The sequence below is a fragment of the Pseudarthrobacter sp. WHRI 8279 genome, from assembly GCF_040224115.2.
Taxonomy (GTDB): domain Bacteria; phylum Actinomycetota; class Actinomycetes; order Actinomycetales; family Micrococcaceae; genus Arthrobacter.
This window is the reverse complement of record NZ_CP168162.1, coordinates 2,857,380-2,876,857: the sequence shown is the minus strand read 5'-3', so window position 1 is coordinate 2,876,857 and position 19,478 is coordinate 2,857,380. Positions and strand designations below refer to the sequence as shown.

Annotated in this window: 19 protein-coding genes; 9 read left to right on the top strand and 10 right to left on the bottom strand. The window is 68.6% G+C overall.

The annotated features are described in order from the left end of the window. Window positions 1–1,338 (top strand): Gfo/Idh/MocA family oxidoreductase, encoded by a 1,338-nt coding sequence (locus ABRP28_RS13275; protein WP_350005266.1) that lies wholly within the window; start codon window positions 1–3, stop codon window positions 1,336–1,338. Here ABRP28_RS13275 and ABRP28_RS13270 read toward each other — a convergent pair. Further along, window positions 1,328–1,945: a HutD family protein gene (locus ABRP28_RS13270; RefSeq protein ID WP_350005268.1), complete on the bottom strand. Its 618-nt coding sequence runs from the start codon at window positions 1,943–1,945 to the stop codon at window positions 1,328–1,330. The genes ABRP28_RS13275 and ABRP28_RS13270 overlap by 11 nt on opposite strands. Window positions 1,946–2,065: 120 nt before the next feature. Between ABRP28_RS13270 and ABRP28_RS13265 the strand changes: the two genes are divergently transcribed. After that, the gene (locus tag ABRP28_RS13265) at window positions 2,066–2,677 is read left to right on the top strand and encodes a phosphoribosylanthranilate isomerase (protein WP_350005270.1); all 612 of its coding nucleotides are present in this window, start codon (window positions 2,066–2,068) and stop codon (window positions 2,675–2,677) included. A gap of 205 nt (window positions 2,678–2,882) precedes the next feature. Then, the gene (locus ABRP28_RS13260; protein ID WP_231453828.1) at window positions 2,883–3,284 is read left to right on the top strand and encodes a YccF domain-containing protein; all 402 of its coding nucleotides are present in this window, start codon (window positions 2,883–2,885) and stop codon (window positions 3,282–3,284) included. Window positions 3,285–3,310: 26 nt separating this feature from the next. On the opposite strand, the gene ABRP28_RS13255 is transcribed toward ABRP28_RS13260, so the two are convergent. After that, entirely contained in the window at window positions 3,311–4,120 is an 810-nt protein-coding gene (locus tag ABRP28_RS13255) for a 2-phosphosulfolactate phosphatase (RefSeq protein WP_350005272.1), read from the bottom strand. Continuing rightward, entirely contained in the window at window positions 4,117–4,986 is an 870-nt protein-coding gene (locus ABRP28_RS13250) for a DUF4031 domain-containing protein (RefSeq protein ID WP_350005279.1), read from the bottom strand. The genes ABRP28_RS13255 and ABRP28_RS13250 overlap by 4 nt, the downstream gene beginning before the upstream one ends. A gap of 272 nt (window positions 4,987–5,258) precedes the next feature. Between ABRP28_RS13250 and ABRP28_RS13245 the strand changes: the two genes are divergently transcribed. From ABRP28_RS13245 to clpB, 5 genes are all read left to right on the top strand, one after another. After that, complete coding sequence (locus ABRP28_RS13245) at window positions 5,259–5,666, top strand: molybdopterin-binding protein (protein ID WP_231453825.1); 408 nt, start codon at window positions 5,259–5,261, stop codon at window positions 5,664–5,666. A gap of 41 nt (window positions 5,667–5,707) precedes the next feature. After that, complete coding sequence (gene modA, locus ABRP28_RS13240; protein ID WP_350005398.1) at window positions 5,708–6,424, top strand: molybdate ABC transporter substrate-binding protein; 717 nt, start codon at window positions 5,708–5,710, stop codon at window positions 6,422–6,424. Between the two features lie 25 nt (window positions 6,425–6,449). Then, entirely contained in the window at window positions 6,450–7,319 is an 870-nt protein-coding gene (locus ABRP28_RS13235) for an ABC transporter permease (protein ID WP_350005282.1), read from the top strand. Further along, window positions 7,316–8,365, top strand: coding sequence for an ABC transporter ATP-binding protein (locus ABRP28_RS13230; protein ID WP_350005284.1), 1,050 nt, complete (start codon window positions 7,316–7,318; stop codon window positions 8,363–8,365). The genes ABRP28_RS13235 and ABRP28_RS13230 overlap by 4 nt, the downstream gene beginning before the upstream one ends. A gap of 172 nt (window positions 8,366–8,537) precedes the next feature. Further along, window positions 8,538–11,183: an ATP-dependent chaperone ClpB gene (clpB, locus tag ABRP28_RS13225; RefSeq protein ID WP_350005286.1), complete on the top strand. Its 2,646-nt coding sequence runs from the start codon at window positions 8,538–8,540 to the stop codon at window positions 11,181–11,183. Between the two features lie 50 nt (window positions 11,184–11,233). Here the strand turns inward: clpB and ABRP28_RS13220 are convergent, their stop codons facing one another. Then, window positions 11,234–11,908: a septum formation family protein gene (locus ABRP28_RS13220; RefSeq protein ID WP_350005288.1), complete on the bottom strand. Its 675-nt coding sequence runs from the start codon at window positions 11,906–11,908 to the stop codon at window positions 11,234–11,236. 263 nt (window positions 11,909–12,171) lie between these two features. Between ABRP28_RS13220 and ABRP28_RS13215 the strand changes: the two genes are divergently transcribed. Continuing rightward, window positions 12,172–12,405, top strand: coding sequence for a DUF3073 domain-containing protein (locus ABRP28_RS13215; protein ID WP_050053419.1), 234 nt, complete (start codon window positions 12,172–12,174; stop codon window positions 12,403–12,405). A gap of 200 nt (window positions 12,406–12,605) precedes the next feature. Here ABRP28_RS13215 and ABRP28_RS13210 read toward each other — a convergent pair whose 3' ends face one another. From ABRP28_RS13210 to ABRP28_RS13185, 6 genes are all read right to left on the bottom strand, one after another. After that, window positions 12,606–14,417, bottom strand: coding sequence for an ABC transporter permease subunit (locus ABRP28_RS13210; RefSeq protein WP_350005290.1), 1,812 nt, complete (start codon window positions 14,415–14,417; stop codon window positions 12,606–12,608). Further along, complete coding sequence (locus tag ABRP28_RS13205) at window positions 14,417–15,961, bottom strand: ABC transporter substrate-binding protein (protein WP_350005292.1); 1,545 nt, start codon at window positions 15,959–15,961, stop codon at window positions 14,417–14,419. Before ABRP28_RS13205 ends, ABRP28_RS13210 begins: the two co-directional genes overlap by 1 nt. Before the next feature lie 55 nt (window positions 15,962–16,016). Beyond that, window positions 16,017–17,273 carry an MFS transporter gene (locus ABRP28_RS13200; protein WP_350005294.1) on the bottom strand — a complete coding sequence of 419 codons (1,257 nt, stop codon included), beginning with the start codon at window positions 17,271–17,273 and terminating at the stop codon, window positions 16,017–16,019. An 11-nt stretch (window positions 17,274–17,284) separates the two neighbouring features. Beyond that, the gene (locus ABRP28_RS13195) at window positions 17,285–18,088 is read right to left on the bottom strand and encodes a dipeptide/oligopeptide/nickel ABC transporter ATP-binding protein (protein ID WP_350005295.1); all 804 of its coding nucleotides are present in this window, start codon (window positions 18,086–18,088) and stop codon (window positions 17,285–17,287) included. Further along, on the bottom strand, window positions 18,085–18,879 hold the full coding sequence (locus tag ABRP28_RS13190) for an ATP-binding cassette domain-containing protein (protein ID WP_350005297.1): 795 nt from the start codon (window positions 18,877–18,879) through the stop codon (window positions 18,085–18,087). Before ABRP28_RS13190 ends, ABRP28_RS13195 begins: the two co-directional genes overlap by 4 nt. A 229-nt stretch (window positions 18,880–19,108) precedes the next feature. Then, a complete protein-coding gene (locus ABRP28_RS13185) occupies window positions 19,109–19,417 on the bottom strand; it encodes a hypothetical protein (protein ID WP_350005299.1) in 309 nt (102 codons plus the stop codon). Between the last annotated feature and the right edge of the window lie 61 nt (window positions 19,418–19,478).

The window sequence follows — 19,478 nt, the reverse complement described above, 5'->3', positions numbered from 1 at the left end:
GTGGGTGCCCTGCCGCCGGCCTTTCCCACAGACGACGACGGCGCGCGCCGGCACACGCGCCCGGTGCGCCTGCTCATTGCCGGCGCCGGGGCCAGGGGTGCGGCCTACGCCCGGCTTGCTGCTGCCACCGGCCTGGCCACCGTGGTGGGCGTTGCCGAACCCCGCGCTGAGCTGCGCGGCCGGCTCGCAAACGAGCTCGGGGTACCGGACGGCGGGGTGTTCGATACCTGGCAGGCAATGCTGGAATCCAGGCTGCCGGCCGACGGCATCATCATCGCCACGCCGGACCGTGACCACGCAGGTCCCTTTGCGGCGGCCGCAGCCCACGGCTACCCGATCCTCCTGGAAAAGCCGGTCGCCGTCGACCCCTCCGGCTGTGCGGACCTTGACCGCATCAGCCGGGAAACCGGCACCCGGGCAACGGTCTGCCATGTGCTTCGATACACCCCGCTGACGGTCCTGCTCAAGCGGCTCCTGGCCGGCGGTGCAGTGGGCCGGATCATCTCCGTCCAGCACCTGGAACCAGTTGGCTTCTGGCACTTCGCGCATTCCTACGTCCGCGGGAACTGGCGCCGCGAGGAAAACTCCAGTCCATTCCTGCTGGCCAAGTGCACGCACGACGTCGACTGGCTCTCCTTCATCATCGGCAGCAGGCCCATGCGGGTGTCCTCCTTCGGGCGGCTGGCACACTTCCGTCCCGAGGGGGCGCCGGAGGGAGCAGGCCGCCGCTGCACCGACTGCCCGGCTGAGCCGCGCTGCCCGTACTCCGCGCTGAAGATCTACGGCGCCGGGCGGCCGGCGAACGGCGGCAGGCCGGACCCCGCACGGGCGTACTTCGCCGACGTCGTGGATCCCGGAGGCACCCCGGAATCACTGCTGCAGGCCCTGGCCACCGGCCCCTACGGCCGCTGCGTCTACTTCTCGGACAACGACGCCGTTGACCACCAGGTGGTGAACATCGAATACGAGGACGGCACAACCGCCGCGTTCACCGCCACCGCGTTCACAGCCGCGGGCCCCCGGCGGACCCGCATTTTCGGGAGCCACGGCGAGATCACCATCGAGGCCGGAGCCATCTCCGTCTACGACTTCCTGACGGGAACAACCACGGTCCACCCTGTTCCGGCCGCTATTGCGCAGGTCCGGGGCGAAAAACACGAGGGCGGCGACCGCGGCCTCATCGCCGCCTGGGTTGCCGCGCTCGCCGGCGGCGACTGGTCCGGGGTGGTGTCCGGGCTGGACGAGTCCCTGGTCAGCCACGCCGCCGTGTTCGCCGCCGAGGAAGCACGCCGTAACAGTGCCGTTGTGGACGTCGGGCGCTTCAGCCTTAGCCAGTGACCTCATCGATGGACACGACGGCCAGGAAGCCGCGGCCCAGGATCTCGGGGGAGCCGCTGTCCGAGCCCACCACGGTGTCATAGCGGTCCAGGGCCACCGGCCCTGGTCCTTCGGTCCCTGTTGCGGTCCCTGCCTCAGCCCCGTCGGTGGCTGTGGCCTGGCCCTGCAGCAGGACACCCAGCTGGCCGGCGAAAAGGGGATGGGCCCGTTTCTTCGAGAGTTCGATGATGGACGTAAAACCCTTGAACTTCCCCGCCCGGGTGATGACGTTCAGGTTCCGCACGTCTCCTGTGGGAAGAGCGCAGGTGGTGCTGGCTTCGCCGGAAAACCGGAACGCACGGTACTTTTCGAGGGGATGTTCAGCACCGTCCACGGTGAGCAGCAGGAGCTCGCCCTCAACCACGGTGAGCACCCGTTCCATGCCGGGGAATGGCGAGAAGTCCCCGGCTTTGCTCACCTCGGCGATGCTGACCCGCCAGTCCCAACCGCCGTTGTGTCCGGTGCCGGGTCCGGACCCGGCACCGGAGTTGCCGGCAATCTCACGGGTCACCCCGCCACCGTTGCGCCAGGGTTCGGGTTTGAGGTCGGCAAAGCGGATGATCTCCATTCGCCCAGCCTAGTTGCCCGGCCCGGGGGAAGGAGCAGGCAGCCGCTGTCGGCAGCTCACATCCTTCCCTGCTACTCTCCTCCGGGGGGACAACACGAAAACAGCCTGAAGGAGCCGGGAATGTTCGTCAAAGTGTGTGGTCTCAGCACGCCAGAAACTGTTCGCGAAGCTGTGGACGCCGGAGCGGATGCGGTGGGTTTCGTCCTCACCGCCAGCCCCCGCGTCGTCTCGCCCTCGCAGGCATCGGCCCTGCTGGCTGAGGTGCCGGAACAGGTTTTGCCGATCGGAGTGTTCCGCGACGAGCCCGTTGTTGACGCCGTGGCCATCGCCCGCGCCGCCGGGCTGGAATGGATCCAGCTGCACGGCACGCGCACCCCCGGGGATGTTGCCACCGTGCACGACGCCGGCATGAAGCTGGTCAGGGCCGTCACCTTGGGTGCCACGCCCGAGGAGCTGGCGGACTGGGGTGAGGACCTGCTCCTGATCGACGCCGCCGTTCCCGGCTCGGGTGAGGCGTGGGACTACGCCTCCGTGGCCGAACTGCCCGTCCTCCAGGGCCGCAGCTGGCTGCTGGCCGGCGGCCTAAACCCGGAAAACGTTGGGACAGCGTCAACTGCGGCCCACGCCTGGGGAGTGGACGTTTCTTCCGGTGTTGAGGTTTCCCGCGGCGTCAAGGACCTGGCCCAGGTCCGAGCTTTCGTGCAGGCAGCGAAAGCCGAGTCCCGGGTCTAGCCCAGCACTCCTCCAGCCTGCCTTCCTGCGACTCATGTTTTCGTTTTCGACGCGCATGTTCACAAGCGCGGCCCGTATTCCGGGTGCGCCAACGAATATGCGGCTCGAAACTGAATGTGCGCGTCGCCCCGACGGTGCAGAGTTCAGGGGCAGCTCAGGGAAGCCCCTGAGCTGCCTGCCGGAGACTCCGGGTCACAATGGATAGATGAAGACACTGCTCAACATCATCTGGCTTGTTTTTGGCGGGTTCTGGCTCGCGCTGGGTTATTTCGCGGCCGGTGTCATCTGCTGCCTGCTGATCATCACCATTCCCTGGGGCATTGCCTCGTTCCGGATCGCCGCATACACGCTCTGGCCCTTCGGCCGGACGGTGGTGGACAAGCCGGGCGGTACCGGCGTCTTCCCGCTGCTGGGCAACGTGATCTGGTTGCTGGTGGCAGGCATCTGGATCGCGATCGGGCATGTGGTCACCGCTTTCGCCATGGCGGTGACCATCATCGGCATCCCGCTGGCCATCGCCAACCTGAAGCTCATTCCGGTGTCCCTGATGCCGCTGGGCAAGCAGATCGTGCCCACCAGCCAGCCGTTCGTCTCCACCTACCGGTAGGCAGGAGCTGCGAAATATGTACAGCGTCAGCGGGGACTGAAGACCCCGTTGACCAGCAGGGCCACGGCGTCGCTGCAGTCCAGTTCGGCGGCGATATCGACGTCGGCCCCGTAACCCCCGCCGGCGAGTTCACGGCCGCTGGAACAGCCGTGGAGCATCTCGCGCAGGCGCGGCTCCGCTGCTTCAAAGGCGGCCATGGCAGCCACCGCCTCCGGGGAATAGCCGTGCCGGCCGTCTTCGGGTTCATACCCGCCCTTGCCCGCGGCCACCAGGCCGGCGATGAACGCGCCTGCGCCGATCTGGTCTTCCACGGCGGGGCGGAGGCAGCCGCCGGGCCAGCGCTCCCCGGCGGCGACCACCGCGATGACGGCATCCGCGGGGAGGTTCGCGGCCACCCACTCCGCGGTGGCAGCGGCGTTGCGGAGGCTCACGGCGGCGACCAGCGGGACGTCGCCGGCCAGGTCGTGGCACAGTGCGGAACCGTTCGGTGACGGCAGGACCACCCGCTCCAGTGATTCCGCGGCCCGGAAGCTCGCGGGGGAGAGGCTGAGGCCGCCCCCGTCGCGGGGACCGGCCAGCTGGGCGCCGTGGTGTGCGGCGAAGTCCTCGGCACTGGTGTCCTTCCAGGGAAAAGGGAATACCTCCGCGCCCCGGTCCAGGGCAACGCTGACGCACGTGCTGAAGGACAGGACGTCCACCACTACGGCAAGGTCGGCGCCGGGCGCTACTGTCCTGGCGCCGTCGAGCCCCCACTCCATCCGGACCGTGAAGGGCAGTTGCCGGTGCGCTGCGCTTGCTGTCACTGTGTGGCGGGGGTTGGAGGGGGACGCGTTCACGCCAGTTCGCCTTTCAAGTTGCGGTGCGCGGCGTCCAGCCACAGCTCCTTTGCCCTGCCGCTGTGGAACAGCGGATCCAGTTCCAGCAGGCGGCGCACGGCGGCGGCGCGTCCGGCTGCGAAGTCGGCGTCGCCGATGTGCGCGTAATCCTGGCGGACGGCGGCAACGTAGCGCGCGTACTCCGCAGGTTCCCCGCCCAGGACGGAAAGGTCGGCGTCGCAGAGGAGGGCGCCGTCGTCGTCCCCTTGTTCCGGCCGGTGGTCCGAGGTCAGCCGGACAAGCCGACCCACCTCATACGCCTCCTCCTCCGGAAGCCCTGCCGCCAGCAGGCGCTCTTCGGCGAGGCGGGCGGACTCCTCCTCATCCTGGCCGGCCACCCCGCGGTAGACGGCGTCGTGGAACCAGGCCGCCAGCAGGACCGTGCGCGGCGGGTCGGCGGGATCGGTGAGCAGGTCGAGGGATTCGAGGACCGAGAGCAGGTGGGTGCAGCCGTGATAGCGGCGGTGCGGTTCGCTCCAGCGGTCCAGGAGGTCCAGGAAAAGGGCGTCGTGGCCGGGCATGACCGTGTTCCAGCGGTTCAGCAGCGGAACCTTCAACGATTTGTTGCGCCGGCGGGCGGGGATGCGGAGGCCGCTGGCGATCAGCTTGCGGACCAGGATCCGGGCTTCGACGGGAACAGCACCGGCCGCCACCAGATCCTCGAAGCGGCGCTCCGGGACGTCGTAGTGGTCGCCGTCGAACGCCCGCTCCGGGATGCCGGCCGCAGCTGCAAACACGTGCAGCTCCTCCAGGGACTCATCCGAAACGAGGTGGGAGAAGTGGGTTCCGTGCGCAGGCCACAACGGCGGGTCGATGAAGATGGCCATGGGGGAAGTCTAGTGGGGCTATGCCGTGCGGCGGCGGTGCGCTCCTGCCCGGTTACGTGTTGGCGACAGCCGGTTTACGCACCGGCCCGCCGTCTGATCCGGCGTGTCGGGGCAGGCAACTGGGCGGGAACGCACGCCGGGTCAGGAAGCGCACCGGCCGAGGAAGGGCAGCGGCCCAACAGTCCGTGGAGGTCACCAGTACGAAGAACGTGCATCCGGAGCTGCGGCAATAAACTCCTGCATCTTCCGCAACTGCGGACTAGAGTTGCCCCATGACTATTATTCGCGTGGCCGAGGCCGCCCGGTTCCTGGGCGTCAGTGACGATACCGTCCGCCGCTGGACGGAGAACGGGAGCCTGACACCACGCAGGGACGACGCCGGCCGGCTGGCGGTTGACGGCCTGGAGCTGGCCCGGCACGCGCAGAAGCTCGCGCAGCTTCCGGACGATCCCCACCGCACGGGCAGCTCCGCCCGCAACCGGTTCGTGGGCCTGGTCACCAGCATCACCGCAGACAAGGTCATGGCCCAGGTGGAACTGCAGTGCGGGCCTTTCCGGGTGGTGTCGCTGATGAGCAGCGAGGCCGTGCGGGAGATGGGGCTGGAGCCCGGCTCCGTGGCCACCGCGGTGGTCAAGGCCACCACGGTCATCATCGAAACGCCGCGGGGCAAGGCGCTGTGACGGGGAAACAACAACTGACGGCGCTGCTGCTGGCGGTACTCATGGCCGGCACGCTGGCCGGGTGCACCGGCAGTGGCGGCAGTACGCTCACTGTGTTCGCGGCGGCCTCGCTCAAGGGCAGCTTCACCGAGATCGCCGAACGCTTCGAAGGGGAGAACCCGGGCACCACCGTCACCCTCAGCTTCGCGGGGTCAGCGGACCTGGCCGCCCAGGTCAGCCAGGGGGCGCCCGCGGATGTTTTCGCAGCGGCGGATGCCGGCACCATGGAAATGGTGCAGGACGCTGGCCTGGTGCACGGCGAACCCCGCGTTTTGGCCACCAACACCCTGGCCATCGCCGTCCCGGCAGGAAACCCGGCCGGCATCAGCTCCTTCGCGGACCTGGCCAGGACCGGAACCAAGCTTGTGGCCTGCGCCAGGCAGGTGCCGTGCGGGGCAGCTGCGGCCCGGGTGGCAGCCAGCACCGGGACTGCGCTCAGCCCGGTCAGCGAGGAAAATTCGGTGACGGACGTCCTGGGCAAGGTCATCTCCGGGGAAGCGGATGCAGGGCTGGTTTACGTCACGGACGTCCGGTCAGCCGGCGGCAGGGTGGAGAGCGTCCCGTTCCCCGAGGCTGCCGCTGCCGTGAACCCCTATCCGGCGGCCGTGCTGGCCGGCAGCGGCAACAAAGCCGCGGCCACTAAGTTCCTGGAATTTGTAGCCGGACCCGAAGGCCAGGAGGTCCTGGCGGCGGCCGGCTTCGGACCGGGGACCACATAATGCGTACTGCACCAAGGGGCGGCAGATGAATGGCTGGCAGCCGGCCCGCAACGGGTATACCGGCGTTCCCCGCTGGCTGTATGCCCTTGCAGTCCTGGCGGCACTGGTGGTGGTCCTCCCGCTCGTGGCCATCGTGGCACGGGTCAACTGGGCCAACTTCATCCAGCTGGTCACCTCCGGTCCAGCCCTGGCAGCGCTGGGCCTGAGCCTCCGCACGGCAGCGGCCAGCACCGCCCTTTGCATCGTGCTTGGGGTTCCGCTTGCGGTGGTCCTGGCCCGCGGCAGGTTTCCCCTGCTGGGGATCCTGCGCGCGCTGGTGCTGCTCCCTTTGGTCCTGCCGCCGGTGGTGGGCGGCATCGCACTCCTGTACACGTTCGGCCGGCAGGGGCTCCTGGGCGGGGCGATCGAGGTGCTGGGACTGCAGATCGCGTTTTCAACCACTGCCGTGGTGCTGGCCCAGACATTCGTGGCCCTGCCGTTCCTGGTGGTCAGCCTCGAAGGCGCCCTCCGGACCGGCGGTCAGCGCTATGAGGCGGTGGCAGCGACGCTCGGGGCATCGCCCGGGACCGTGTTCCGGCGCGTCACGCTCCCGCTGGTCCTGCCGGGGCTAGCCTCCGGGGCGGTCCTCTCCTTCGCCCGGAGCCTCGGGGAATTCGGTGCCACGCTGACGTTCGCGGGCAGCCTGCAGGGGGTGACCCGGACCCTGCCCCTCGAAATCTACCTGCAGCGCGAAACAGACCCGGACGCCGCCGTCGCGCTTTCCCTGGTGCTGGTGGCCGTAGCCATCGCGGTGGTGGCCCTGGCCTACCGGCGCCCGGGCGGGAAGGTGCGAAACCAGCAGGCTTCGGGGGAGCGGCCGACGACGGCTGCCGGCGCAGGCGGTGGCGTCCAGTGACGTTCTCGTTCAAGGCAGCCGTGGAAACGCGCGGTTTCGACGCCGCCCTTTCGCTCGGCCCCGCGGAGACCGTGGCAGTGATGGGTCCCAACGGCGCCGGCAAGTCCACCCTGCTCTCGGTCATCGCCGGGCTGGTGCGGCCGGACAGGGGTGAGGCCCAGCTGGACGGCCGGACCTTGTTCCGCCTGGGCGAAGGGCAGCCGCGGTGGACCGCTCCCCATCGCCGCGGGACGGCGCTGCTGGCCCAGGAGCCGCTGCTGTTCCCGCACCTTACCGCCGCCGAGAACGTGGCCTTCGGCCCGCGGAGCGCGGGGACGCCGAAACGCCAGGCAATGCAGCAGGCGGTGCGGTGGCTCGCCGACGTTGAAGCCGGGGACCTTGCGGACCGCCGTCCCGCCGAACTCTCCGGCGGACAGGCGCAGCGCGTGGCGGTGGCCCGTGCGCTCGCGGCGGATCCCGGGCTTCTCCTCCTGGACGAACCGATGGCCGCGCTGGACATCCATTCGGCCCCGCTGCTCCGGCGCCTGCTCAAGCGCATCCTGGCGGACCGGCCGGCCATCATCATCACCCACGATGTCCTGGACGCCCTGATGCTCGCCGACCGGGTGGTCATCCTGGAAAACGGCCGGATTGCAGAGGAAGGCCCCACCCGGCAGGTCCTGCAGAAGCCGCGCAGCGCGTTCGCGGCCGGGCTGGCCGGCCTCAATTTCGTCATCGGAACGGCTGCAGGGGACGGCATCCTGACCGGCCAGGGCCTGCACATTGCCGGGCACAGCGAGGACCCGGTCCCCGCCGGCCGGCCCGCCGTGGCCGTGTTCCCGCCGTCGGCCGTTTCGGTGTTCCTCACCGCCGCCCACGGCAGCCCCCGGAACTCCTTCCCGGTGTGCATCACGGACCTGGAGCCGCATGGGGACCAGGTCCGCGTGCGGGCCGGCGGGCTGGCGGCTGACATCACGCCGGCCGCCTTGACGGACCTGGGGCTGCTGCCGGGAATGACGGTGCACCTGGTGGTCAAGGCCGCGGCAGTGTCCGTCTACCCGTTGTAAGGGCCGAGCCTAGGGCCAAACCGCCGCCATACAGGACTAGGGTCTGTCGCCTCTGTCGGCCGCCGCGTGGAGCTGTTTCGCTGTAGGCAAACAGTCGTCAGGAACGGCACAAAACCAAAGTTGAGCGTAGTAGACTCAAGTTAATAAAAACTGCCCCCGGAAGGAGCTCTCTTTGGACGTCAAATTCACCACCAAGAGCCAGGAGGCTCTCTCGGCTGCGGCCATGAACGCCTCCACGGCCGGAAACCCGCAGGTTGAGCCGGCCCACCTGCTCAAGGCGCTGATGGACCAGCGTGAAGGCGTCGCCGTGGCGCTGCTCCGCGCCACGGGCGCGGACCCGGACTCCGTCAGCGTGCAGGCGAGCAGCGCCATCAAGGCGCTTCCGGCCACTTCGGGCGGGTCCAGCCAGCAGGCGCAGCTCTCGCGCCCGGCACTGCAGGCAATCCAGAATGCCAAGGAGGAAGCGGACCGGCTGGGCGATACCTTCGTCTCCACCGAGGTCCTCCTCCTGGGGATCTCGGCCGGCAACGATGCCGCGGCCCGCCTGCTGCGCGACGCCGGCGCCTCCCACGAGGCGCTGCTCGCCGCCCTGCCGGGTGTCCGCGGCGACGGCAAGGTCACCAGCCCGGATCCGGAAAACACCTTCCAGTCACTGGAAAAGTTCGGTACGGACCTGACCGCCATGGCCCGCTCCGGCAAGCTTGATCCCGTGATCGGCCGGGACGCGGAAATCCGAAGGATCGTCCAGGTCCTGAGCCGCCGCACCAAGAACAACCCCGTGATCATCGGCGAGCCCGGCGTCGGCAAAACCGCCGTGGTGGAGGGCCTGGCCCAGCGGATCGTCGCCGGGGACGTGCCGGAGAGCCTGCGCGGCAAGACCCTCATTGCCCTGGACCTGGCATCCATGGTGGCGGGCGCCAAGTACCGCGGCGAGTTCGAGGAGCGGCTCAAGGCAGTCCTGGAGGAGATCAAGAACTCCGAGGGCCAGATCGTGACGTTCATCGACGAGATCCACACCGTGGTGGGCGCCGGCGCCACCGGCGACTCATCCATGGACGCCGGCAACATGCTCAAGCCCATGCTGGCCCGCGGCGAGCTGCGGCTGATCGGTGCAACCACCCTGGACGAGTACCGGGAAAACATTGAAAAGGACCCCGCCCTGGAGCGCAGGTTCCAGCAGGTGTACGTGGGCGAGCCGAGCGTGGAGGACACCATCGGCATCCTCCGCGGCCTGAAGGAGCGGTACGAGGCACACCACAAGGTGACCATCGCGGACGCCGCCCTGGTGGCAGCCGCGACGCTCTCCAACCGCTACATTTCCGGCCGCCAGCTGCCGGACAAGGCCATCGACCTGGTGGATGAGGCAGCGTCCCGGCTCCGCATGGAAATCGACTCGGCGCCCGAGGAAATCGACCAGCTGCAGCGGCTGGTGGACCGGCTCACCATGGAGGAGCTGGCCCTCCAGGACGAAAAGGACGCCGCGTCTGTTGAACGGCTGGCGGCGCTCCGGGCGGACAAAGCGGACAAGGAAGAGGAGCTGAACGCCCTCAAGGCCCGCTGGGAAGCCGAAAAGGCGGGACTGAACCGCGTGGGCGACCTCAAGGCAAAGCTGGATGAACTGCGCAGCGCCTACGACAAGGCCGCCCGCGAAGGCGACCTGGAAACAGCCTCCCGCATCCTCTACGGCGAGATTCCCGCCCTGGAGCGCGAGCTGAACGCTGCCGCGGAGGCCGAGGCCGCCGTCGTGGACAAATCCACGCAGATGGTTGCCGAACAGGTGACCGCTGACGACATCGCCGAGGTCATCTCCGCCTGGACCGGCATTCCGGCCGGGCGCATGCTGCAGGGCGAGAGTCAGAAGCTGCTCCACATGGAGGAGGAACTGGGCAGGCGGCTGATCGGCCAGGCGAAGGCCGTCACGGCAGTCTCGGACGCCGTCCGGCGCGCACGGGCCGGCATCAGCGACCCCAACCGCCCCACCGGATCATTCCTCTTCCTGGGGCCCACCGGCGTCGGTAAGACCGAGCTGGCCAAGGCGCTGGCGGACTTCCTGTTCGACGACGAACGCGCCATGGTGCGCATCGACATGTCCGAGTACGGCGAGAAGCACTCCGTGGCCCGGCTGGTGGGTGCGCCTCCGGGGTACGTAGGGTACGAGGAAGGCGGCCAGCTCACCGAAGCCGTCCGCCGTCGACCCTACTCGGTGGTGCTGCTGGACGAGGTGGAGAAGGCCCACCCGGAAGTCTTCGACATCCTCCTGCAGGTGCTCGACGACGGCCGGCTCACCGACGGGCAGGGCCGCACAGTGGACTTCCGCAACGTGATCCTGGTGCTGACCTCCAACCTGGGCAGCCAGTTCCTGGTGGACCAGACCCTCGAAGCGGACGCCAAGCGCAACGCCGTCATGGCCACCGTCAACGCATCCTTCAAGCCGGAGTTCCTGAACCGGCTGGACGAGGTGGTGCTGTTCGATGCCCTCACTGTCGAAGAGTTGGCGCACATTGTGGAGCTGCACGTGGACGAACTGGGCCGCCGCCTCCACGACCGCCGCCTGACGCTCGAGGTGACGGAGGGCGCGCGGGCCTGGCTCGCCCTCTCCGGGTTCGATCCCGCCTACGGTGCCCGCCCGCTGCGCCGCCTGGTGCAGCGCGAGATCGGCGACCGCCTGGCGAAGGCCATCCTGGCCGGCGACATCAGCGACGGCGACACGGTGCTGGTGGACACGGCAGCGGACGTCGGGGAACTCACCGCAGCCGGAACCGACCTCCCGGCCGCGGAAGGGCGCAGCAGCGGCCTCTCCGTCCGCCGCAAGGACTAGGCCGGCCGGAAGGACAAGAAGGCAGGCGTGCTGCCCTGGCGGTGTGGCCGCTAGGGCAGCACGCTTGCGTTGATCACGTTGCCGCCGGGCGCCGTCACGTAGCAGTCCACCCTGCGGTCCCCGGATTCCCAGCTGGTGGTGCTCGGGAAGCTGCGCTCGTAGTTGAGGTCGTAGTCGTTCGCGGCCGGTCCCAGCCGGGCAGCCTGGCACGCTTCGAGCGCCTTGGCCTTCAGTGCCTCGGCGCCGGGATACGAATCATCCTCCGGGTACCGGAACAGCGCCACGAGCTGGGCCGAGTGGCCGGTGTCGCAGGCCACCACGGTGGATGCCAGCGCCTCTGGATCGAAATCCTTGAAGCAGTCGCCCAGCGCGAATTCTGCGGGCGGAACTCCCTCGCGGGGCAGGGGCAGCGCTGTGGCGGGAGGCGTCACTGCATTTTCCAGCACGCCCGTGGCGCCGCTCCCGGAAGTTTCCGGATCCTGGTTGGAGTTCAGCCACAGGGCAAGCCACACCAGGGAGCCGATGACCGCCAGCAGCACAACGACGAACACTGCTATCCACAGCATCCGCCCGTTGACCCTCCCGGGGCGCCCTGCAGGTCCGGCCTGCGGTTCCATGCGCGGGTGCAGGACCGGTTCGGCTGCGGGTGCAGGCACGCGCGGCAGGCCAGCCGTGGGCGGCGAGGCCGGCTTGGGCGGGACGTCCTGGTGGTTCACGTAGTGCATCCTCCTGGTTCTCTGCGCAGCGGCCGGACAGCCCGCTGCCCGGATATCAACAGATGTTTTAGCGACTCTACCGAAGAAAAAAGCGGGAAACCCGCGGTTTGGCGCCCTGATGGTAACCCACGCCACCTTTGGGGGCCGCGCGTGGCAAGCGGGGGCAGTCGAAAGCATGTAATCTAGGTGTACGACAAATTGACCAAACATTCCGGGGCCTCACCTACGCCAAGGTGACCACCTCCGGTCCAAGTACAAAAGGGGGTCACGCCATGGGGCGCGGCCGTCAAAAGGCAAAAGCTACCAAGCAGGCTCGGGACATCAAGTACTACTCCCCGAACACTGACTACTCGGCACTTCAGCGTGAGCTGACGGGCCCGGGCAGTCGTGCGACGAGCCATTATGCGAATGAGCCAGTCGAACCTGACTATTCGGCTTATGTGGATAAGTACGCGGATGATTTGGAAGAAGACGACGACGAGGTGGACACCCGTCGGATCGGCTAGTTGTCGCAAGGTGCTGTTGCCGTAACGGGGCAGCCCTGGTGACGCCGCAGCACCAGTGGACCCAGTACATGGATCCTTGTCTTTGGACCAGTGCAGCGCTTCTTTTCGGCTCCCCGGTCCCGTTGGACCGCAGGGGTTGACTTCAGTTATTGGGCCCGCTGCCCGCACCGGAAACGGAGCAGGCAGCGGGCTTTCTGCTGCTATTTGGCATCAGGGGTATCCGCACGGCGTAGCCCGTTCCCGGAAACGCCGGCTGGGACCTCTCGCGCCGGGGCCGCACGCGGCCGGGCAGGCCTGACATCCCGGCCGGTACCGGCCAGGCTGACGGCGAGCACCGAGGCGAGGACCAGCGCTGACGCCGGGGCCAGCACAGCCCACGGTGCCCGCTCGACGTAATTGATGCCTTCGGCCAGGATCAGTCCCCACTCCGGTGACGGCTGCTGGGGACCCAGGCCCAGGAAACCCAGCGCGGCCAGGGCGAGCGCGATGCCCGGCAGGCGGAGCATTGCGTGGCGGAGCAGTGGTTGCGCAACGGCAGGCAGGATGTAGCGCAGCATAATCCGGGCACGTCCCACCCCAAGCACCGGCAGGATCTGCACATAAGGCTGTGCCCTGGCCTCCTGCGCCAGCGCTGCCGTATGGGCCGCCAGCGGAGCCCAGCTGACTGCCGCGACGGCAAGGGCAGCCCCGTGTGCTGAAGGGCCCATGAGCGCCGCCACCACCAGGCCGGCCAGGATGGGCGGCGCGGCATTGGTGACCTCCAGGGGGCCGGCGGCAGCAAGCGGGAACAGCCCGACGGCGATCCCCACTGCCAGGCACACCAGGACCACCAGGAGCGCGGTACCCAGGGTTCCCACCGCACCGTGCCCCACCCGTGCCAGCAAATCGCGTCCGCTTGCATCGGCTCCAAAGGGAAGCGACCACCCGGGTACTGCCAGCCTGCTGTGGGCGGAGGTGTAGGGATCACGCAGCAGTCCCGCCCCGATGATCAGCAGCAGGGCGCTGGCGGCTGCGGCCGGCACAACCAGCGCTCTCCGGTTCCGTGCGCGGGAGGGCGCAGGCAGGGGGAGCGTGCCAAAGCGGACGGCGGGTCCCAGCAGCAGGTAACGCAATGCTGTGGACAGTGTCCCCACCGCGAGCGCCAGGCCCATCAGTGCCAGCATGCCTGCCTGCAGGGTGGGAATGTCCTGGGCGCTGGCAGCACCAAGCAGGGCGCGTCCCAGCCCGGGTATGGCATAGACCTTTTCCACGGCCACCGCACCGCCGGTCAGGCCGATCAGGACCAGCCCGATCTGCGGCAGGACTGCGGGCAGCGAACGCCGGAGGACGGCGGCAGTGAGGCGGGCAGGACCGGCACCGGCGAGCCGCCAGGTTGCCACCCAGCTTTCGCTGAACCCTGCGCGAAGGGCATCGGAGAGCAGCAGGCCTGTCAGGCCTCCGGCGGGAATGCCGAGCGCGAGTGCCGGCAGCACGGCATATTCCGGGCCCTTCCACCCGAAGGGCGGGAACCACTGGAGCCAGATGCTCCCCGCCACCAGCAGCACGGCTGCGAGCAGGAACTCGGGAAGCGAGGTGAGGGCAGCAGAGAAAGCTCCGGATGCCGGTCTGCGCCGCTGGCGTATACCGTCCGTGACGGCGGGGAGGCACGTCAACAGGGTAATCAGCACTGCAACGGCGATGGCAAAACCCATCAGCGTGACTGAAACGGCCAAGGCAGCCGCAATACCGGGGCCCACCGCGGTGTTGCTGATCCAGGACGTCCCCAGGTCACCGGAGAATACGCCGCGGGCCCACGCAGACAGGATCGCCACCGGGCCCTGGTCCAGGCCCAGTTCGGCGCGGATGGCAGCCAGCGCCTCAGGGGTGGGTTCCCGGTCCGAGTACCGGGCGCGGAGGATGGTGTATTCAGCCCCGCGTCCGGAGAGCCACGGCAGCAGGCCGACCAGGCCCACCAGCCCCACCAGGGCGGCCATCCGGGACGCGGTGACTTTGATGAAGGCGGCGGCGGGCATTACTTCGGGGATTCGCCGGTGAGGCCTGTTCGGCTGGAGAGCAGCGCACGTTCGCGCGGATCCCGCTCCACTCCGCGGATCCGGCTGGACTCGCCTTGGATGACACGCTCGTGGAGCAGCGGGATGGCGGCATCGCGGGCCAGGATAAGGCTCTCTGCCGCTGCAATGGCTGAGCGGCGTTCCGGTCCTGCGGGAATGCCAGCAGCCTTTGCCAGTGCATCGTCCACCGCCGGATCGCAGAACTGCGAGATGTTGAACGAACCGGAGCAGGAGAAGTCGCTGTACAGGTAGGCCACGGGATCACCGGAATCAAGGACGGTGGCGCGCGAGAGGATAAACGCGTCGAATGCGCCCGCCAGGGCATCCGACTCGATGTGCTGGTACTCCCGGACATCCTGTTCCACGGTGAAGCCGGCAGCCTCCAGCTGCTGCTCCAGCTGGACGGCTACTTCCGGGAGTTCGGCGCGGTCCGTGAAGGTGCCCAGCCGGATGGGAGTCCCCTTCACTGCGGTGGCGGCAACCCTGCCGGCCAGCGCCTCCACGTAGGAGTCGCTGGTGCGTTCCCCGGCAGCCCAGGGCAGGGCAGGCCCCAGGAGCCCGGCCGCCTGGTCCGCACGCCCCTCATAAACCCTGTCCACGATTGTGCCGGCGTCGATAGCGCTGCGTGCCGCGGCGCGGACGGCGGGGTCGGCGAAGGGTCCGGACTTGGTGTTGAGGTACAGGGTGTTGGTACGTGGCATAGGGACCTCATGCACCAGGGCAGGATCAATCCGGGCCACCTGGCCTACCGGAATAGCTTCCACCACGTCGGCGCTTCCGGTCCGGAGCGCCGCAGCCCTCGCGGTGCCGTCCGGGACGAACTGGACATCCACGCCCGGCGCCTCCGCCTTTTCGCCCCAGTAGTCCTCGAAGCGGTCCAGCCGGGCCGAGGAGGTCCCGTTCACCGACACCAGGCGGTAGGGGCCGGTTCCGGCATTCACCGGGTCAATGACGCCGCCCTCCTTGTACGCCGCGGCCGCAAAGACTGCCAGCTGCGGGCTGGAGAGCCGCTGGGGGAGCAGTGGATCGGGCGTTGCGGTCCTGACGATCACGGCGTCCTTTCCATCGGTCTCGACGGTGAGTTCCACGCCGTCGAGGATCCTCGGTTTGGGGCTGGCCTGGGTTGCGGCCCTGATGGACGCGGCCACCTCCGCCGGGGTCAGGTTCGTGCCGTCGTGGAACACGACGCCCTCCCGGACGGCGAACCTCCAGGCTGTCCCGTCCACTTGTTCCCACCCGGTAGCCAGCGCCGGCTGGGCCTCACCCAGCTCATCCAGGACCACCAGCGTCTCGGCGGTCTTCCAGCGCGCGTGCTTAAAGGCATCATCGCTCAGCGGCGTCAGCCCGGACCGGGGCGGCTGCATCATGGCCAGCTGGATCCGGGCAGACGCTGCGCCGGACCCGGCCGCCTGGCCTGTTCCGGCCGCGAAACATCCGGTCAGGCTTGTTGCCAGCAGCACGGCGGAGAGCGCGACGATGCCTGATTGGGGTCGTGAAAGTGGCACGGAAGATACCTGTTCTCTTGTTGTTTGGTTAGCTCGGTGGGGCGCAGTGCCCTGCTTAGGGTTTGGCGGGAAGCAGCCTGGAAAGTCCGACGGCGGGAAGCGCCGTGAGTGCCGCCAGCAGCACCCAGGGCCAGGCGGCGGCAGGTCCCGGCTGGGCGGCTCCCGCGTACAGCGGTCCCAGGGCAACGTTGCCCAGCAGCACGGCACAGCCGCCCATGCTTGCGAGGAGGCCGTAGTAGATTCCGGTCCGGCGGCCGCGGGCAAAGTCCAGGACCAGGGGCATGGCCACAGGGCCGATGCACATGTGGGCCAGGCATAGCCCCACCACGAGCAGCAGTGGCGGCAGGAGCTGCAGGGTGCCCGTGGCCTGGAACTGGGCGAGCACGGCCATCGTGCCGAAGGAAAGGCCCTTGAGGACGAATCCGGCCGTGAGGGCCCGCCCTGCGCCCAACCTTGTTGTCAGCCGGGAGATGGGCCATTGCAGTGCAACGGTCATGAGGGAGGCGACGGCGAACAGCCCGGCCAGCGCCCCGGGGCCCGCGCCGGTTCTGCCCAGCTCAATGGGAAGGCCGAAGTAGAGCTGGTTGTAGGCAAGGAGGTTCACGCTGTAGAGGGCGGCGAACGCGACGAAGCGCCTGTCCTGCAGCATGGCAGCGATTCCTTCGGTCCGCCGGGCGGCTGGCTTTGGCGGGACGGCGGGTTCCCCCATGGCCGGCGTGTGCCGTGGAGGTTCCGCAGGCACGCCGTGCCACAACACGCCGGTCATGACGGCGAAGACCGCCGCCCCGGCCAGGGCTGCCCAGCTGAAGGAAATGCCCAGCAGCAGCGCACCCAGCAGGGGCCCCGCCACGGCTCCGATTTCGCCGCAGATGGCGAGCAGCGCAAAAAGCGCCGGTGCCTTCCCGCTGGTGCCCCGCCGTCGTTCTTCCGCCTTCCCAACCAGCGATTCCAGCGCCGGGGAGAACAGGGCGCCACCCATGCCGGTGAGGACGGCACCGAGGAGGAACAGCGGAAAGCTGCCCGCCATGGCCAGCGTGAGGTAGCCCGAAACCCGGACCAGGCAACCCGTCAGCATGGCCCTCCGCGGTCCCCACCGGTCCGTGATCATGCCGCCCACCAAAAATAGGCCCTGCTGGCTGAAGACGCGCGCGCCCAGGACGATTCCCACGGCTGTTGCCGCCAGGCCGAAGTCGCGGGTCATCACCAGGGCCAGGAACGGCACCACGGCATAGAAGCCGATGTTGAAGACCAGTTGGCTGGCCAGGAGCAAGGCGGGGGCGGGATGCTGCGCCGCAGCCGTACGCCCTGCCATCCCTACCGCCATCATGGGGTCCCGGCCGGGACGTCGCGGGAAATCTGGATCGCTTCTGAGGCCTGCACCAGCTCAGCCCCCTCCGGGCTTTCCGGGCTGTCCAGTACCCGGCGGGTGGGCCCGTGCTCCACGATGCGGCCCTGCGAGAGGACGGCGGTTGTGCCGCAGATCCGGGCGGCGGTGGCGAGATCGTGGGTGACCAGGAGCAGGCCCAGCCCGTCCTCGCGCACCAGGCCGCTGAGCAGTGACAGGACGGTGTCCCGCAGGGGAAGGTCCAGGCCGCTGACGGGCTCGTCCGCCAGCAGGTAGTCGGGCCGCACTGCCAGCGCCCTGGCGATGGCCACCCGCTGGTTCTGTCCGCCGGACAGCTCGCCGGGCCGGCGGTCCAGCAGCCCTGCCGGCAGCTGGACGCGTTCCAGCGCCTCGCGCAGAAGGGCCCGATGGTTTCCTTCCACCCGGAGCTGGCGCAGCGGTTCCCCCAGCAGCTGGGAAACAGTCATGCGCGGGTCAAGGCTGCCGGCCGGGTTTTGCGGGATGTACTGCACGGCCTGCCGGTACCAGCGCAGGGACCGCGCATTGCCGGACTTTACCTCGCGCCCGCCCAAGGCCACGGTCCCGGCGCTCGGCCTTGCCAGAGCCAGGAGGATGCGGACCAGGGTGGATTTGCCGGAGCCCGAGCTTCCCACCAGTGCAGTTCCGGTGCCCGGTGCCAGGTGGACGCTGACGTTGTGGAGTAAGTTCAGGGGCGTGGTGTTGCGGAAGCGGGCGGCAGGATAGGCGAAGGAAATGCCGTCCGCCGCGAGTGCCCCGGTCACGCTGCCACTGCCGTTCCTGTTGCTGAACGTGTCGCCGTGGTTGCCGCCGGCGGCAGCTCCGTTGGCTGTAAGGCGGCCTGCACCAGGCGCACGGTGTACGGATGCTGGGGGTTCCGCAGCAGTTCCGCCAGTGGAGCCTGCTCCACGATCCGCCCGGCCTCCATCACCAGGGCGCGCGTGCAGAGTGAGGCGGCTGCGGTGAGGTCATGGGTGATGAAAAGGAGGCCGCGGCCCTCCGCCCCCCATGCCCGGAGGGTTGCAAGTACTTTCAGCTGGGTAACGGCGTCCAGGGCAGTGGTGGGCTCGTCCGCTAGCAGGACGGAACTGCCGCACGCCAGCGCGAGGGCGATGCAGATCCGCTGCAGCTGTCCGCCGGACAGCTGGCCCGTACACCGCGAAAGGATCAGGGCGGGTTCGGCGATGCCCGCCCGCGCCAGCAGCCGGCCGGCTTCAGCCCTCGCTTCCGCCCGGCCGAGTCCAGCCGTGCGCAGGGGGATGGCGATCTGCTTCCCCACCGGCACCAGGGGATTGAGGGCGGTTGCCGGGTCCTGGCGGATGAGTGCGGCGTGGCCTCTGCCGGATCCTGCCGCGAAGTTGATACTGCCACTGGCGCTGATTCCGTCGGGAAGTGAGCCGGCCACGGCTGCGGCCGTGAGCGACTTGCCCGATCCCGAGGCTCCCAGCAGGGCAACGCGCTCACCAGCCCCTACAGAGAACGTCAGGGGATGCACAAGCTGCCGGCCGCCGATAGAGAGCGCGAGATCCGTCACGGAGAGGGCGGGTGCAGGCATGGCAACGTCGTTTCATGTGAGGACGGGTGGGTCGACTCACATGCTATCAATAATCATTCGCATTAAAGAACCGGGGTCGAAACGCCGAATGTTTGTGGGCGGGGCACCGTGACCATTGCGGTTCACGCGGGCGCAAAAAGAGCCCCGGCCGTGGCCGGGGCTCTTTCGCTCGGAACTCTGCAGGGGAGGCGGCTGCTGCGTTGCCTCCTGTTCCCTGGAGAACCTTGCGCTACTTGTTGTTGACGATAGTGACCGGTCCGGTCACGGTGTCGCAGACGGTCCGCTCGGTGCCGGTGGCGTCTACTGCTTCGCCGAGAACGGCGATTGATCCGATGTCAGCGACGTCGCAAAGCGTTGCCGCGACGCTGGCGGCCACGTTGACGTCCACCGCATCCTCGATGGTGATATCTCCCACCGTGACGCTCACGAGGCCATCATTCAGTGTGGTGTTATCTGCCGCCTGCGAGGGTCCGGCAACGGCGCCCAGCAGGAACAGGCTTCCAGCGGCTGCGGCGGTGGTCTTCTTAAGAACTGACATAGTTTTCGCTCCCTTGATATCTGCCCGCGTGCCCCTGTTCAGTGGTCCGTACGTGCTCCTG